The following is a 15,555-nucleotide window of genomic DNA, read 5'->3' on the forward strand; positions in this document are numbered from 1 at the left end:
GTAACACCAGCTGGCGTTGGCCTTGCCAACCGGGTACCGCCAGGGCGTGTTCGCTATCGAGTTTGAAGTCTGCCGGTAATGCTACCAGCTCATCGGCCGGATGAACGCCCTTCATTGCCAGCCAGCGCGTGTCGGCATCGCCGAGGTGGCGAGTCCAGTTGGTGAAGTTCTCCATGCTGCTGAACGCCCGGGAAATGATCCCGTTGAATGGCTGGGCAGGCTGGAACGCTTCGACGCGGCTGTGGATAACTTGCAGGTTATCCAGTTTGAGTTCGAGTTTGACCTGAGTCAGGAAGCGGGTTTTCTTGCCGTTGCTGTCCAGACAGGTGACTTGCGAGTCCGGATACAGGATCGCCAGCGGAATGCCGGGCATGCCGCCGCCACTGCCAACGTCGAGCCAACGGCCGTTTTCGATGAACGACATCACGCTCAAGCTATCGAGCAGATGCCGCGAAACCATTTCATCAGGATCGCGCACTGCAGTCAGGTTGTAGGCCTGGTTCCATTTGATCAACAGGGCCAGGTAACCCAGCAGCAATTCGTGCTGGGTTTCAGTGAGATTGACCCCGAGCGCTCGGGCTCCTGTGGATAACTCTTCGGCGTGTTGCGAAGTGACCTTAGAACTCAAGCGCTTTGCTCCAACTGACGGCCCGCGCCGCGTTTTTTCAAATGAATCATCAACAGCGAAATCGCTGCCGGGGTCACGCCCGGGATCCGCGAAGCCTGGCCGAGCGTCTCCGGACGCGTCGCACCGAGCTTGCTCTGGATCTCCTTGGAGAGACCGGAAATGTTGGTGTAATCGATATCCACAGGCAGTTTCGTGTCTTCACTGGCGCGCAGACGGGCGATTTCGTCCTGTTGACGGTCGATGTAACCGGCGTATTTGGTCTTGATTTCAACCTGTTCGGCGACCTGTGGATCTTCGGCGCCCTGCCCGGTCACTTCGACCAGACCAGCGTAGTCGATTTCCGGACGGCTCAAGAGGTTGAGCAAGTTGTATTCGTGGGTCAGCGGCGTGCCGAATTTCTCGGCAATCGCATCGCCTTGCTGAGTGCCCGGGCGAACCCAGGTGCTTTTCAGGCGCTGCTCTTCGAGCTCAATGCTTTCGCGTTTCTTGCAGAACGCCGCCCAACGCGTGTCATTGACCAGACCCAGTTCGCGACCTTTTTCGGTCAGACGCAGGTCCGCGTTGTCCTCACGCAGGATCAGGCGGTACTCGGCACGGGAAGTGAACATGCGGTACGGCTCTTGGGTACCGAGGGTGATCAGGTCGTCGACCAGTACGCCGATGTACGCCTCATCGCGACGCGGGCACCAGGCTTCTTTGCCCTTCGCACGCAATGCGGCGTTGGCCCCGGCGAGCAAACCTTGCGCACCGGCTTCTTCGTAACCGGTGGTGCCGTTGATCTGGCCAGCGAAGAACAGACCGCCAATCACCTTGGTTTCCAGGCTGTATTTCAAATCGCGCGGGTCGAAGTAGTCGTACTCGATCGCATAACCCGGACGCACGATGTGCGCATTTTCCATACCGCGGATCGATTGCACGATCTGCAATTGCACATCGAACGGCAAGCTTGTGGATATCCCGTTCGGGTACAGCTCATGAGTGGTCAGGCCTTCCGGCTCGATGAACACCTGATGGCTTTCCTTGTCGGCAAAGCGGTGAATCTTGTCTTCGATCGACGGGCAATAACGCGGACCAATGCCCTCGATTTCGCCGGCAGCGGAATACATCGGCGAACGGTCGAGGTTCGCCGCGATGATTTCGTGGGTGCGGGCGTTGGTGTGGGTAATCCAGCAACTGACCTGGCGTGGATGCTGTTCCTTGTTGCCCATGAACGACATGACCGGGATCGGCGTATCGCCTGGCTGCTCGGTCATGACCGAGAAATCCACAGACTTGCCGTCGATGCGCGGTGGCGTACCGGTTTTCAGGCGACCGACACGCAGTGGCAGTTCACGCAGACGATGTGCCAGGGCAATCGATGGCGGATCACCGGCGCGACCACCGGAAAAATTCTGCAAACCGATGTGGATAAGTCCACCGAGGAAGGTACCAGTGGTCAACACCACGGAATCGGCGAAGAACCGCAGACCCATTTGCGTGACAACACCACGTACCTGCTCTTGCTCGACGATAAGGTCGTCAGCGGCCTGTTGAAATATCCACAGGTTCGGCTGGTTTTCCAGAATCTCGCGGACAGCGGCCTTGTACAGAATACGGTCGGCTTGCGCACGAGTTGCTCGTACGGCTGGACCTTTGCGGCTGTTCAACACGCGAAACTGGATACCGCCCAGATCGGTAGCCATGGCCATCGCACCGCCGAGGGCGTCGATTTCCTTGACCAGATGGCTTTTGCCAATGCCACCGATGGCCGGGTTGCAGCTCATGGCACCGAGGGTTTCCACGTTATGCGTCAGCAACAGGGTTTTTGCCCCCATACGTGCTGAGGCCAGTGCTGCCTCGGTACCGGCATGACCGCCGCCGATGACGATCACTTCAAAACGGGAAGGGAAATCCACCACGCACCTCGTGCCTGCTTAAGTAGGTATTCAGGAATAGTTTGAGATCAGGTTTCTGGACCTGGTCGACAAGTATAGGGACTTCGCCCTTCCTAAAGAACCCTTTGCACAAAATTTAACCAGCTGTGGAGAACTCGAGGTTAAAAGAATAAAAAAGAGAGAAATTTATAAAACCTTTGTTTTAATGCTTATTCTTACTGACCGACCTTTCTGTGGATAGATTGCTACAGGCCTTATTATTCAGTGTGTACAGAGTTTCAAAACCCTGTTATCAGGTGGTCAGGAGGCCCTTGGATAACCGGTTTAAGCCTGTGGATGAATGGGATGGTTATCCACAGAGGCAGTTATATCCAGTTTTCAGGCCCTGTTATCAACTGACCTCAGAGGCGGTTATTCACAGGGCTTAATCCACAGAAATTCAACCAAACGGTTTTTTCAGGACGCAATAAAACGCCCCCCGAGAGATCGATGACGAGCAGGAAGCCGATAGAGGGAGGTGACAGGGCTATTGTGAGAGAACGTAACAGAGGCTAATAATAGCCATTATCATTAACTCGTCAGTTTCTCCCATGTCCCTACCCGCCCATCATGCTTCGATCGAGCAAATCTACGAGCAACACCATTCGTGGCTGTATGGATGGCTGAAAGGCAAGCTGCACGACGCCTGCGATGCTGCCGATGTCGCGCATGACACTTTCGTGCGGATCCTCGCGGCACGTAATGCGTCGCAGATTCGCGAACCACGGGATTATCTGGCGACCATTGCACGCGGCCTCGTCATTGATCGCTATCGAAGACAGGCCATCGAAGTTGCCTACTTGCAGACCTTGGCTGCTCGACCAGAAGCCACCGCCATCAGCGAAGAAGACAAGGCGCTGATCATCGAAACCCTGATTGCTGTGGATAAAGCCTTGGCCGGTCTGGGCGCGCGAACCCAGAAGATCTTCATGCTTTCGCAGATCGACGGTCTGACCTATCAACAGATCGCTGCGCAGTTGCAGGTTTCCCTGACCACAGTAAAGAAGCACATGATCCGCGCCCTGACGGAATGTGCCCTGATCATGGCGCAGCGTTGATGGCCACTGCACCGAACCGCAAGGTTTTCGAAGCGGCTGCCAGTTGGTACGTGCAGTTTCAGGCCGATCCGCCGACCCTCGCCGATCAAAAAGCCTGGCAGCTGTGGATAGATAGCGATCCAGCGCATCTGGCAGCCTGGAACCAGATGGAACAACTGCAGCGTCAGCTCGGCACTTTGCCGCTGGATTTGAAACGTCGCGCACTGAATACCGGCCAACAAAGGCGCCAGATCCTGAAATTGTTGCTGCTCGCGACAGGGACGGGGATTCTTGGCTGGAACGCCCAGCAACATACCTCCCTTGGAAATGCCTGGGCTGATTACAAAACCGGCGTTGGCCAGCGTCGCAACATCTCATTGGCGGATGGCAGCCAGATCCAGCTCAATACCGATACGGCCATCGATGTGTCTTTCGATGCAACGCAACGGCTGATTCGTCTGCGCTCGGGCGAAATCCTCATTCAGACCGGCAAGCTCGGCGATCAGCGGCCGTTTTTGGTCGAAACCTGGGACGGTCGGATTCAAGCGTTGGGTACCCGTTTTTCTGTGCATAAGTTGTCTGGCTCAACGCGGGTCGGCGTGCTGGAAGATCGGGTCAGCGTGCAACCCGCTGATCAATCAACGAGCGCGATGATCTTGAAAGCAGGCGAAGGTGCGGATTTCGATAGTCGGCATATCGGGGTCCTTTACCCCTTTAAATCCTCGGCAGTGGCCTGGACCAACGGCCAGCTGATTGTGCTGGATGCGCGGCTGGGCGAGGTAATCGAAGAGCTGGGGCGTTATCGCAGCGGTGTTCTGCACTGCGATATTCGTGCCCGGGATCTACGTGTATCCGGCACCTTTCGGCTCGATTCCAGTGATGCCGTGCTGGCCAATCTTCAGGCCTCGTTACCGATCAACGTCCGCTACTTCACCCGTTACTGGGTCTCGATCAGTCATAGCGTCTGATTGAAAATTTCCTGGGGAAAAAAATCGAAAGCAGGGTTATCTTTTTTTGTCCTGACCCGGCCCTACAGGTAATCGCGATAAACGCGGCTCTTCGCCACCTTCAGGGCTTATCCACACATGCGTCTTCCCACGTTCCGTCAGCGTTTTTCCCACCACTGCATTGCCTACAGCCTACTGATGACCAGTGCCGCGTCCTGCCTGGTAATGACCCATGACGCCTTCGCGGCAACGGTCGCGCAGCGCTACACCATTGCTGCCGGCCCGCTGGACAGTGCTTTGAGCCAATTCGCCTCCACTGCAAACGTGATTCTGTCGTTCTCGCCGCAGCAGACCAGCCGTTTACGCAGTACCGGACTGAACGGCAACTTCACCGTCGAACAGGGATTCGCCCAACTGCTGCAAGGCTCAGGTTTGCAAGCCGTACCGCAAGCGCCGGGTAGCTACATTCTGCAGGCGATGCCCAATGATGATTTGCTGGAGCTGGCCCCGACCAACATCAACGGGCAATTGGCCAATCCGATGGATCTGGATTACGCCGCCGACGTCGGCTACAAGGTGCAGAACAGCCGGATCGGTACGAAAACCAGCACGCCGTTGTCGGAAACGCCGCGTTCGGTATCGGTGGTGACCGCCCAGCGCATGAAAGATCAGAAATCTCAGACGCTCACCGAGGTACTCGGCTACGTTCCCGGCATCTTCGCCCCACCGTTTGCAGCGGGCGACAGCCTGGCCGGCGATCTGTTTTTCATTCGTGGTTTCAACGCCACCGATTACGGCTACGGCCTGTTGCGCGATGGACTGCGTGTACAGGGCAACCGTTTATGACACCAGCACCGAACCTTACGGTTTGGAGCGCGTGGAAATTTTCCGCGGACCATCGTCCTTGCTCTATGGGGAAAACGCCCCGGGCGGCCTGGTGAATCTGGTGAGTAAACGGCCGACCGCAGTTCCTCGTGGCGAAGTGCAACTGGGTTATGGCTCGAATAATCGCCGGCAGATTGGCGTCGACGTGTCCGGGCCACTCAACGACAGCGGCAATGTGTTGGGGCGAGTGGTGATGCTCGGACGCAAGTCAGACACCCAGACCGATCACGTACCGGATGACCGCATTTACATCGCCCCGTCGCTGACGCTGAATTTCGACGACTTCAACACCCTGACCCTGTTGGCCAACTACCAGAAAGATCACACCAATATGGAACTGGGTCTGCCGGCGGCCGGCACCTTGCTGAGCAATCCCAACGGCAAGCTATCCAAAGGCACCATGCTCGGCGATCCGGACTGGAACACTTTCGAACGGGAAACCTGGAGCACCGGTTATGAGTTCAGCCATTCCTTCAACGATGACTGGCAGTTCCGGCAGAACTCGCGCTACCTGCAGTCGCGCATCACCCGCCATGAAACGTGGCCGGGCAACCTCAATAACGCAGGCTTCGGCACGCGCCTGAACATGACAGCATACGATCGCTTCAACAAATCCATGGTGTATTCGCTGGATAACCAACTGGAAGGCAAATTCCAGGTCGGCGAGCTGGAAAACACCGTGCTGTTCGGCGCCAGCTACGACCGCACTTCGTTCAATCAGGACTGGAATGCCGGCATCGTCGGGCCGATCGATATCTACAACCCGGTTTACTTGCGCGATCCGACTACACCGATTGCGGTGCAGAACACCTTGCTTGAGCAGCAGATGAAAGGTGTTTATGCACAGCTCCAGAGCAAGTATGACCACTGGCTGTTCCTGCTTGGCGGTCGTCAGGACTGGGTCGACAGTGACTTCCGCGACAAGGTGGCCAAGGGCAGCAACATCAGTTCCGAGGACAAGAAGTTCACCTACCAGGGCGGCGTGATGTACCAGTTCGACAACGGCATGACGCCGTATGTCAGCTATTCCACGTCGTTCGTGCCGGTGCAGCAGATATCCAATGCCGGCGCGCCGCTCGATCCGATCACCAGCAGCCAATACGAAGTGGGCCTCAAGTACGAACCGATCGGCTGGGATACCGCGTTCACCGCGTCGGTATATGACCTGCGCAAAAAGGACGACACCTACTTCGACTCGACCACGTCGACCTATCGCCAGGTCGGCGAAAGCCGTTCCAAAGGTGTGGAGCTGGAACTCAACAGCGATCTGACCCAGAACCTCAATGTGACAGCGGCGTACACCTACACCGACGCGCGGATTACCAAGGACGCGGCGACCTCGTTGGTCAAAGGCCACCAGATGACCGGCGTGCCTCGTAATCAGGCGTCGGTCTGGGCCAAGTACCGTTTCCTCGATGGCGATTTGAAAGGTTTGTACGTGGGTGGTGGCGTGCGTTACTTCGACAGTGCCTTCGCCTACACCTCGCCTTCGCTGTACGGGAAGCTGGATGCCGGCGACGTCACGTTGGTAGATGCGGCGATCGGCTATCAAATCGATTCGCACTGGAGTGTCGACCTGAATGCCAAGAACCTGTTCGACAAGGAATATGTGTCGGGATGCAACGATGCTGGGCGTTGCTACTGGGGCGAAGATCGCACTTTGCTCGGTACGGTGTCTTACAACTGGTGAAACGAAAAGGGGCTGTGGATAAATGTCCACAGCCCCTCTAGTCATTTACCGATGCAGAAGCTGGAAAAGATCCGGCCAAGCAGATCATCGGAGCTGAATGCCCCGGTGATTTCCCCAAGAGAGTGCTGCGCCTGACGCAAATCTTCGGCCAGCAGCTCACCGGCACCGGCCAACGTCAGCTGTGCGCGACCATGTTCCAGCGCTGCACTGGCATGGCGCAGAGCCTCCAGATGACGCCGACGGGCACTGAAGCTGCTTTCCGAGGTGTGCTCATAGCCCATGCAGGCCTTGAGGTGTTCGCGCAGCAACTCCAGACCATCGCCGGCGGCTTTGGCACTGAGGCTGATGGTCACGTGACCATCGTCGCTGACTTCCAGGGCAATCGCTTCACCTGTCAGGTCCGCCTTGTTGCGGATCAAGGTAACTTTCGCCGGATCCGGACGGGTCTCGAGGAATTCCGGCCATAGGGCAAACGGATCTGCAGCTTCCGGCGCGGTGGCATCGACTACCAGCAGCACCCGATCCGCTTCAGTGATCGCTTTCAATGCACGTTCGACGCCGATCTTTTCCACATGATCGTCGGTGTCGCGAAGACCGGCGGTATCCACCACGTGCAACGGCATGCCGTCGATGTGGATATGTTCGCGCAGGATATCCCGGGTGGTGCCGGCAATTTCGGTCACGATCGCGGCTTCGCGGCCAGCCAGGGCATTCAACAGGCTGGACTTGCCGGCATTTGGACGACCGGCGATCACCACCGTCATGCCATCTCGCAACAACGCGCCCTGCCCGGCTTCACGCAGCACGGTGGATAACTCCTCACGTACCTTGTCGAGCATGCTCAGCACGTGGCCATCGGCGAGGAAGTCGATTTCCTCTTCCGGGAAGTCGATGGCGGCTTCGACGTAGATGCGCAGGCCGATCAGTTGTTCGGTGAGATTATGCACACGCTGGGAAAACGCGCCTTGCAAGGAGCGCAGAGCATTGCGTGCAGCCTGTGCAGAACTGGCCTCGATCAGGTCGGCGATTGCCTCGGCCTGAGCCAGGTCCAGTTTGTCGTTGAGGAACGCGCGCTCGCTGAATTCACCCGGGCGAGCCAGACGGCAACCCAGTTCCAGGCAACGCTTGAGCAGCATATCGAGAACGATCGGGCCACCGTGCCCCTGCAGTTCAAGCACGTCTTCGCCGGTAAACGAGTTCGGCCCCGGGAAATACAGTGCCAGACCTTCGTCCAGTACCTGCTGATCAGCACTGAAAAACGGACCGTAATGCGCGTAACGCGGTTTCAGTTCACGGCCGCTGATGGCTTTGGCCGCAGCGCTGGCCAACGGCCCGGAAATACGGACGATACCGACACCGCCGCGACCTTGAGCGGTGGCGACAGCGGCGATGGTTTCACGAGGTGCGCTCATAAACCGGAATCCAGACAAAAGTGGCAGATAGCAAAACGCCCCACTAGGGGGCGTTTTGAGTGGTGTTATCCACAGAGTAAGTTACGCCTCGGCTTTTTTCGTCGCCGCTTCGATCTTACGCGTGATGTACCACTGTTGGGCAATCGACAGGCAGTTGTTCACAACCCAGTACAGCACCAGACCTGCAGGGAACCAGAGGAAGAAGAAGGTGAAGATGATTGGCATCATTTTCATGACCTTCGCCTGCATCGGATCCGGTGGAGTCGGGTTCAGACGCTGCTGGATGAACATGGTCGCGCCCATGATGATCGGCAGGATGAAGAATGGATCCTTGATCGACAGGTCGGTGATCCACAGCATGAACGGCGCCTGGCGCATTTCCACGCTTTCCAGCAGAACCCAGTACAGCGAAAGGAAAACCGGCATCTGCACGAGAATCGGCAAGCAGCCGCCCAGCGGGTTGATCTTCTCTTTCTTGTACAGCTCCATCATGGCTTGCGACATTTTCTGCCGGTCATCGCCATGTTGCTCTTTCAGTGCAGCCAGTTTCGGCGCAACGGCACGCATGCGCGCCATGGATTTGTAGCTGGCAGCCGACAGCGGGAAGAAGATCCCTTTGATCAGCATGGTCAGGAAGATGATCGACCAGCCCCAGTTACCCACAATCGCGTGGATGTGTTGCAGCAACCAGAAGATTGGCTGGGCGATGAACCACAGAATGCCGTAGTCGACGGTCAGTTCCAGACCTGGGGACAACTGTTTCAGTACGGCCTGGCTTTTCGGACCGGCGTACAGAATGGCGCTGGTTTCAACTTTCGCGCCCGGTGCAGCGGTCAGCGAAGGACCGGTGTAACCGATGATGTAGTTGCCTTTGCTGTCCTTACGCGTCTGAACGATGTTGTTTTCGCCCTTCGGCGCAACCCATGCAGTCACGAAGTAGTGTTGCAGCCAGGCTACCCAGCCACCGGTGACGGTTTCCTTGAGCTGACCTTTGTCCATGTCTTTCATGGACACTTTCTTGTACGGCTCGGAACTTGTCCACAGGGCAGCGCCCAGGTAAGTCGCGGTGCCGGTGGCAGTGGTCGACGAAGGATCGGCACTGGCGTCACGCTTCAGTTGGGCGAACATCGAACCCGACCAAGGCTGAGCGCTCTGGTTATCCACAAGGTAGGTCACGGTCACGTCATACAGGCCACGTTTCAGGGTGAAACGCTTGATGTAGTTGACGCCGTCCTTGCTGAACTTCAGGTCGACGACCAGTTGGTCCTGACCGTCAGCCAGTTGATAACTTTTCTTCTCCGAGGCGTAAACCGGACGACCGGCCGGGCTTGCGTCCGGACCGTTGGTGCCGATCAGGCCGCTTTGTGCCAGATAAGTACGCTCGCCGCCGTTGTCGAACAGCTGAAACGGCACATCAGGACGGTCCTGACGACGTGGATACAGTGGCAAAGTCAGTTGAGCAACGTCACCGCCCTGTGGATCGATCGCCAGATCGAGCACGTCGGTTTTGACCTGGATCAGATCCTTGCTGGCAGCGACCGGAGTTTCCACAGGTGCGCTGGTATCGCTTGCGGCACGCGGAATGTCGTCACTGGCGGAAGCGTTATTGCCAGGAACGGTGTCCGGCAAACCGGATGCAGTCGTACTGGAAGCAACATTCTGAGTCGGCAGGGCAGCCTGGCCATAGTCCTGGTTCCATTTAAGAACCATAACGTAGGACACGATTGCCAGGGCGACGATCAGGATCGTGCGTTTGATATCCATGATTACTCGGCCATCGAAGAAGAACGGGAGGTAGGGACAGGTGGAACCGGGTCATAACCACCGGGATTCCACGGATGACAGCGACCTAAACGACGAAAGGCCAGCCAGCCACCGCGCAGAAGGCCATGATTTTCGATGGCTTCATACGCGTAGCAAGAACAACTGGGGTAGAAACGACAGTGACTGGCCATCAAAGGACTAATGGCGTAGCGATAAAACTGGATCGGAACGAGTGCCAGTTTACGCATCTGGACTGTCTACCCCTACAGTTTCGGTTTTGACTGCTGGAACTGGCTTGTTACGGGCCAGACGCTTCCAGAGCTTGCCGAAATGCTGAATCAATTCGGGGTTTTCTACGTCGCCCAAACCTTTGCGCGCGACGATAACGATGTCCCAGCCCACCAGAGAATCCTGGTGCAGACGGAACGATTCGCGCATCAGACGTTTGAGGCGATTGCGCTCGACGGAGAGCTTTACGCTCTTTTTCCCGATAACCAGCCCGAGACGGGGGTGATCAAGATCGTTGTTGCGCGCAAGGAGCAGGAGATTTTTCCCCGGAACCTTGCCGGTAGGGGAGTCAAAGACTGCCTTGAAATGCCGGGGGGTAAGCAGACGCTTTTCCCGACTGAAGTCCTGACTCACCTCCAGTACCGGATTATCAAACTGCCAGACGCGCACGACCTTTGGCGCGACGACGCGACAGGACAGCGCGACCGTTCTTGGTAGCCATGCGAGCACGGAAACCGTGGGTACGAGCGCGTTTGATAGTGCTTGGTTGGAAAGTACGTTTCATGTCGTGTTACCTGGTTCGTCCACAACGGGCCGGAATGGCCCCCGTTTTAAGAGACCGGGGATTCTAGAGAAAGCAAGCCTTCAGGTCAATTTCCAACCAGCGTTTCCTTATAAATAGATCTCTGGAGCTTGCGGAAGCGAAAACCTGTTTGCCAGACATAAAAATAAAGAAGGGAATTATTTAAAGCTTTTCTGTAAAGCTTGTAAAAGCTAGGGCCGCCCTCTTCTGTGGATAACCATCTTCAGCCCTTGTACAGCATGATGTACAGAGAATGACAACTACAGTGGAAAACCGTGTTCAGCCTGTGCTGCGCTGTCGGAAAACCTGTGTGTGGAATGGCCTGTTATCCACAGGCTGGTTATCCACCGAGTTCCACCCCCAGTTGTCCAGTGCCCTCAGAGGCGGTTATCCACAGAGCTTATGCACACGCCGTTGGTCGCCTTTTTACCGGTTAACGCATTGATTAATCATGGTCACCACACAACCTGCATGTGGATAAGTGGACAGCTCGCCGCTACAATGGCCGCTTGTTTTTGCCTCACCGGCTTTCAACTTAGGGGATATCCGTGTCAGTGGAACTTTGGCAGCAGTGCGTGGAGCTTTTGCGCGAGGAGCTGCCTGCCCAACAATTCAACACCTGGATCCGTCCACTACAGGTCGAAGCCGAAGGCGACGAGTTGCGCGTCTACGCACCGAACCGTTTTGTGCTGGACTGGGTCAACGAAAAGTACCTCGGTCGCGTCCTTGAACTGCTGGATGAGCACGGCAACGGCATGGCGCCAGCGCTTTCCTTATTAATAGGCAGCAAACGCAGTTCGGCACCGCGTGCCGCGCCGAATGCGCCGTTGGCCGCTGCGCAGGTGTCCCAGGCTCAGGCCAATACCGCGCCGGCCAGTACGCCAGCGCCAGCCCCAAGTGCGCCGGCCAAGCGCTCGACGCAGAAAACCGAAGAAGTCAGTGAAGAGCCGTCCCGCGACAGCTTTGACCCGATGGCCGGTGCGGCCTCGCAACAGGCCCCGGTTCGTGCCGAACAGCGCACGGTGCAGGTCGAAGGCGCGCTCAAGCACACCAGTTACCTGAACCGCACCTTCACCTTCGAGAACTTCGTCGAAGGCAAGTCCAACCAGCTCGCCCGCGCGGCGGCCTGGCAGGTGGCGGACAATCCCAAGCACGGTTACAACCCGCTGTTCCTTTATGGCGGCGTCGGCCTGGGTAAAACCCACTTGATGCACGCAGTGGGTAACCACCTATTAAAGAAGAACCCGAATGCCAAGGTCGTTTACCTGCATTCCGAGCGTTTCGTGGCCGACATGGTCAAGGCGCTGCAACTGAACGCGATCAACGAGTTCAAGCGTTTCTACCGCTCGGTGGACGCGCTGCTGATCGACGATATTCAGTTCTTCGCCCGTAAAGAGCGTTCCCAGGAAGAGTTTTTCCACACCTTCAACGCCCTGCTTGAAGGTGGCCAGCAGGTCATTCTCACCAGTGACCGCTACCCGAAAGAAATCGAAGGCCTGGAAGAACGGCTCAAATCCCGCTTCGGCTGGGGCCTGACGGTTGCCGTCGAGCCGCCGGAGCTGGAAACCCGCGTGGCGATCTTGATGAAGAAAGCCGACCAGGCCAAAGTCGAGTTGCCGCACGACGCCGCGTTCTTCATTGCCCAGCGCATTCGTTCCAACGTCCGTGAGCTGGAAGGCGCGCTGAAACGCGTGATCGCCCACTCGCACTTCATGGGTCGCGACATCACCATCGAGTTGATTCGCGAATCCCTGAAAGACTTGTTGGCATTGCAAGACAAACTGGTCTCTGTGGATAACATTCAGCGCACCGTCGCCGAGTACTACAAGATCAAGATCTCCGATCTGCTGTCCAAGCGCCGTTCGCGCTCGGTGGCACGTCCGCGTCAGGTGGCCATGGCATTGTCCAAGGAACTGACCAACCACAGCCTGCCGGAAATCGGCGATGTGTTTGGTGGTCGCGACCACACCACGGTGTTGCACGCCTGCCGCAAGATCAACGAACTTAAGGAATCCGACGCGGACATCCGCGAGGACTACAAGAACCTGCTGCGTACACTGACCACTTGATGAACACCAGCGCAGCTTATTAAGGCAAGGGACTAGACCATGCATTTCACCATTCAACGCGAAGCCCTGTTGAAACCCCTGCAACTGGTCGCAGGCGTAGTCGAGCGCCGACAGACCTTGCCGGTACTGTCCAACGTGCTGCTGGTCGTCGATGGCCAGCAACTGTCGCTGACCGGTACCGACCTGGAAGTCGAGCTGGTGGGTCGCGTGCAACTCGAAGAGCCGGCCGAAACCGGTTCCATCACCGTGCCTGCGCGCAAGCTGATGGACATCTGCAAGAGCCTGCCCAACGACGCGCTGATCGACATCAAGGTCGACGAGCAGAAGCTGGTCGTAAAGGCCGGCCGTAGCCGTTTCACCCTGTCGACCCTGCCGGCCAACGATTTCCCGACGGTTGAAGAAGGCCCGGGCTCGCTGACCTGCAGCCTGGAGCAGAGCAAACTGCGTCGTCTGATTGAACGCACCAGCTTCGCCATGGCCCAGCAGGACGTGCGCTACTACCTCAACGGTATGCTGCTGGAAGTCTCGGCAGGTGTGATCCGCGCCGTGGCCACCGACGGTCACCGTCTGGCGATGTGCTCGATGCAGGCCGATATCGGTCAGCCGGATCGTCACCAGGTGATCGTGCCGCGCAAAGGCATTCTGGAACTGGCGCGTCTGCTCACCGAACCGGATGGCAACGTCAGCATCGTTCTGGGTCAGCACCACATCCGCGCCACCACCGGCGAATTCACCTTCACCTCGAAGCTGGTCGACGGCAAGTTCCCGGACTACGAGCGCGTTCTGCCGAAGGGCGGCGACAAGCTGGTACTGGGCGATCGTCAGGCCCTGCGTGAAGCGTTCAGCCGTACCGCGATTCTGTCCAACGAGAAGTACCGCGGCATCCGTCTGCAACTGGCTAACGGTCAGTTGAAGATTCAGGCCAACAACCCGGAGCAGGAAGAAGCGGAAGAAGAAGTGGGCGTTGAATACAACGGCGGTTCGCTGGAAATCGGCTTCAACGTGAGCTACCTGCTCGACGTGCTGGGCGTGATGACCACCGAACAGGTGCGCCTGATCCTGTCCGACTCCAACAGCAGTGCGCTGGTGCAAGAGTCCGACAATGACGACTCGGCTTATGTTGTCATGCCGATGCGTCTGTAATCAGCTGATCCTGGATGTCCTTAAGTCGTGTTTCGGTCACCGCGGTGCGCAATCTGCACCCGGTGACCTTCTCTCCCTCCCCCCGCATCAACATCCTTTACGGCGCCAACGGCAGCGGCAAAACCAGTGTTCTGGAAGCCATTCATCTGCTGGGGCTTGCCCGTTCGTTTCGTAGCACGCGGCTGTTGCCGGTGATCCAGTACGAGCAACTTGCGTGCACCGTGTTCGGTCAGGTCGAATTGGCCGAGGGTGGCCACAGCGCGTTGGGGATATCTCGCGACCGTCAGGGTGAGTTCCAGATCCGCATCGACGGGCAGAACGCCCGCAGCGCTGCGCAACTGGCCGAGATCCTGCCGTTGCAGCTGATCAACCCTGACAGCTTCCGCCTGCTCGAAGGCGCGCCGAAGATTCGCCGGCAGTTTCTCGATTGGGGTGTGTTCCACGTCGAACCGCGTTTCATGGCGACCTGGCAGCGTTTGCAGAAGGCCTTGCGCCAGAGAAACTCCTGGCTGCGGCATGGTACACTTGACGCCGTTTCGCAAGCGGTTTGGGACAGGGAACTGTGCCAGGCCAGCGCTGAAATCGATGAATACCGCCGCGCTTACATCAAAGCCTTGAAACCAGTCTTTGAACAAACCTTGAGTGAACTGGTTGAGCTCGAAGGTTTGACGCTCAGCTATTACCGAGGCTGGGACAAGGACCGGGAATTGAGTGCCGTATTGGCTGGCTCCGTGCACCGGGACCAGCAAATGGGTCATACCCAGGCCGGACCGCAACGGGCTGACTTGCGTCTTAGATTGGGCGCACACAATGCCGCGGACATCTTGTCCCGGGGTCAGCAGAAACTGGTGGTCTGTGCCTTGCGAATTGCCCAGGGGCATCTGGTGAGCCAGGCCCGACGCGGCCAGTGTATTTATCTGGTGGATGACTTGCCGTCCGAGCTGGACGAGAGCCACCGTCGCGCGCTGTGCCGCTTGCTGGAAGACTTACGCTGCCAGGTGTTCATCACCTGTGTAGATCACGAATTATTGAGGGAAGGCTGGCAGACGGAAACGCCAGTCGCTCTGTTCCACGTGGAACAGGGCCGTATCACCCAGACCCACGACCATCGGGAGTGAAGGCATTGAGCGAAGAAAATACGTACGACTCAACGAGCATTAAAGTGATGAAAGGCCTGGAAGCCGTACGCACACGACCCGGTATGTACAGAGGTGACACCGACGATCCCAGCGGTAGGCACCACATGGTGATCGAGG

The 15,555-nt window shown here is 57.4% G+C and carries 13 protein-coding genes and 1 pseudogene; 7 read left to right on the plus strand and 7 right to left on the minus strand.

Annotated elements, in window-relative coordinates:
• Both rsmG and mnmG read right to left on the minus strand, forming a co-directional pair.
• Positions 1-628, minus strand: a 628-nt coding sequence (rsmG, locus tag ACIP8I_RS26395; RefSeq protein ID WP_400764823.1) for a 16S rRNA (guanine(527)-N(7))-methyltransferase RsmG, incomplete at its 3' end; no start/stop codon positions are given.
• Positions 625-2,523, minus strand: coding sequence for a tRNA uridine-5-carboxymethylaminomethyl(34) synthesis enzyme MnmG (gene mnmG, locus ACIP8I_RS26400; protein WP_400764825.1), 1,899 nt, complete (start codon positions 2,521-2,523; stop codon positions 625-627). The genes rsmG and mnmG, both read right to left, overlap by 4 nt.
• A 569-nt stretch (positions 2,524-3,092) precedes the next feature.
• On the opposite strand from mnmG, the gene ACIP8I_RS26405 reads away from it, so the two are divergent.
• From ACIP8I_RS26405 to ACIP8I_RS26415, 3 genes and pseudogenes are all read left to right on the plus strand, one after another.
• On the plus strand, positions 3,093-3,599 hold the full coding sequence (locus ACIP8I_RS26405) for a sigma-70 family RNA polymerase sigma factor (protein ID WP_258677488.1): 507 nt from the start codon (positions 3,093-3,095) through the stop codon (positions 3,597-3,599).
• The gene (locus ACIP8I_RS26410) at positions 3,599-4,546 is read left to right on the plus strand and encodes a FecR domain-containing protein (RefSeq protein ID WP_400764826.1); all 948 of its coding nucleotides are present in this window, start codon (positions 3,599-3,601) and stop codon (positions 4,544-4,546) included. The genes ACIP8I_RS26405 and ACIP8I_RS26410 overlap by 1 nt, the downstream gene beginning before the upstream one ends.
• A 117-nt stretch (positions 4,547-4,663) precedes the next feature.
• Positions 4,664-7,100 (plus strand): annotated as a pseudogene (locus ACIP8I_RS26415) (TonB-dependent siderophore receptor).
• A gap of 41 nt (positions 7,101-7,141) precedes the next feature.
• Here ACIP8I_RS26415 and mnmE read toward each other — a convergent pair.
• The 5 genes from mnmE to rpmH all read right to left on the minus strand — a co-directional run bounded on the left by mnmE (position 7,142) and on the right by rpmH (position 11,069).
• Positions 7,142-8,512 (minus strand): tRNA uridine-5-carboxymethylaminomethyl(34) synthesis GTPase MnmE, encoded by a 1,371-nt coding sequence (mnmE, locus tag ACIP8I_RS26420; RefSeq protein WP_400764828.1) that lies wholly within the window; start codon positions 8,510-8,512, stop codon positions 7,142-7,144.
• A gap of 81 nt (positions 8,513-8,593) precedes the next feature.
• Positions 8,594-10,276 carry a membrane protein insertase YidC gene (gene yidC, locus ACIP8I_RS26425; protein WP_027610285.1) on the minus strand — a complete coding sequence of 561 codons (1,683 nt, stop codon included), beginning with the start codon at positions 10,274-10,276 and terminating at the stop codon, positions 8,594-8,596.
• A gap of 2 nt (positions 10,277-10,278) precedes the next feature.
• The gene (yidD, locus tag ACIP8I_RS26430) at positions 10,279-10,524 is read right to left on the minus strand and encodes a membrane protein insertion efficiency factor YidD (protein WP_400764829.1); all 246 of its coding nucleotides are present in this window, start codon (positions 10,522-10,524) and stop codon (positions 10,279-10,281) included.
• Entirely contained in the window at positions 10,517-10,918 is a 402-nt protein-coding gene (rnpA, locus tag ACIP8I_RS26435) for a ribonuclease P protein component (protein WP_011336726.1), read from the minus strand. The genes yidD and rnpA overlap by 8 nt, the downstream gene beginning before the upstream one ends.
• Before the next feature lie 16 nt (positions 10,919-10,934).
• Positions 10,935-11,069 (minus strand): 50S ribosomal protein L34, encoded by a 135-nt coding sequence (gene rpmH, locus ACIP8I_RS26440; RefSeq protein ID WP_003213577.1) that lies wholly within the window; start codon positions 11,067-11,069, stop codon positions 10,935-10,937.
• Positions 11,070-11,635: 566 nt separating this feature from the next.
• Here rpmH and dnaA point away from each other — a divergent pair.
• The 4 genes from dnaA to ACIP8I_RS26460 all read left to right on the plus strand — a co-directional run.
• Positions 11,636-13,156: a chromosomal replication initiator protein DnaA gene (dnaA, locus tag ACIP8I_RS26445; RefSeq protein ID WP_400764830.1), complete on the plus strand. Its 1,521-nt coding sequence runs from the start codon at positions 11,636-11,638 to the stop codon at positions 13,154-13,156.
• Between the two features lie 39 nt (positions 13,157-13,195).
• On the plus strand, positions 13,196-14,299 hold the full coding sequence (gene dnaN / locus ACIP8I_RS26450) for a DNA polymerase III subunit beta (RefSeq protein WP_003220202.1): 1,104 nt from the start codon (positions 13,196-13,198) through the stop codon (positions 14,297-14,299).
• Positions 14,300-14,313: 14 nt separating this feature from the next.
• Positions 14,314-15,417 (plus strand): DNA replication/repair protein RecF, encoded by a 1,104-nt coding sequence (recF, locus tag ACIP8I_RS26455; protein ID WP_400764831.1) that lies wholly within the window; start codon positions 14,314-14,316, stop codon positions 15,415-15,417.
• Positions 15,418-15,422: 5 nt separating this feature from the next.
• Positions 15,423-15,555: hypothetical protein (locus ACIP8I_RS26460; RefSeq protein ID WP_400764834.1), on the plus strand; the 133-nt coding region annotated here is incomplete at its 3' end.

The sequence above is a fragment of the Pseudomonas sp. NPDC088414 genome, assembly GCF_044753325.1.
GTDB lineage: Bacteria > Pseudomonadota > Gammaproteobacteria > Pseudomonadales > Pseudomonadaceae > Aquipseudomonas.

Bases quoted from the DNA above. Each gene is read 5' to 3' on its own strand.
- ACIP8I_RS26405 (WP_258677488.1), top strand. From the start codon at position 3,093: ATGTCCCTACCCGCCCATCATGCTTCGATCGAGCAAATCTACGAGCAA.
- ACIP8I_RS26410 (WP_400764826.1), top strand. From the start codon at position 3,599: ATGGCCACTGCACCGAACCGCAAGGTTTTCGAAGCGGCTGCCAGTTGG.
- mnmE (WP_400764828.1), bottom strand. From the start codon at position 8,512: ATGAGCGCACCTCGTGAAACCATCGCCGCTGTCGCCACCGCTCAAGGT.
- yidC (WP_027610285.1), bottom strand. From the start codon at position 10,276: ATGGATATCAAACGCACGATCCTGATCGTCGCCCTGGCAATCGTGTCC.
- yidD (WP_400764829.1), bottom strand. From the start codon at position 10,524: ATGCGTAAACTGGCACTCGTTCCGATCCAGTTTTATCGCTACGCCATT.
- rpmH (WP_003213577.1), bottom strand. From the start codon at position 11,069: ATGAAACGTACTTTCCAACCAAGCACTATCAAACGCGCTCGTACCCAC.
- dnaN (WP_003220202.1), top strand. From the start codon at position 13,196: ATGCATTTCACCATTCAACGCGAAGCCCTGTTGAAACCCCTGCAACTG.
- recF (WP_400764831.1), top strand. From the start codon at position 14,314: ATGTCCTTAAGTCGTGTTTCGGTCACCGCGGTGCGCAATCTGCACCCG.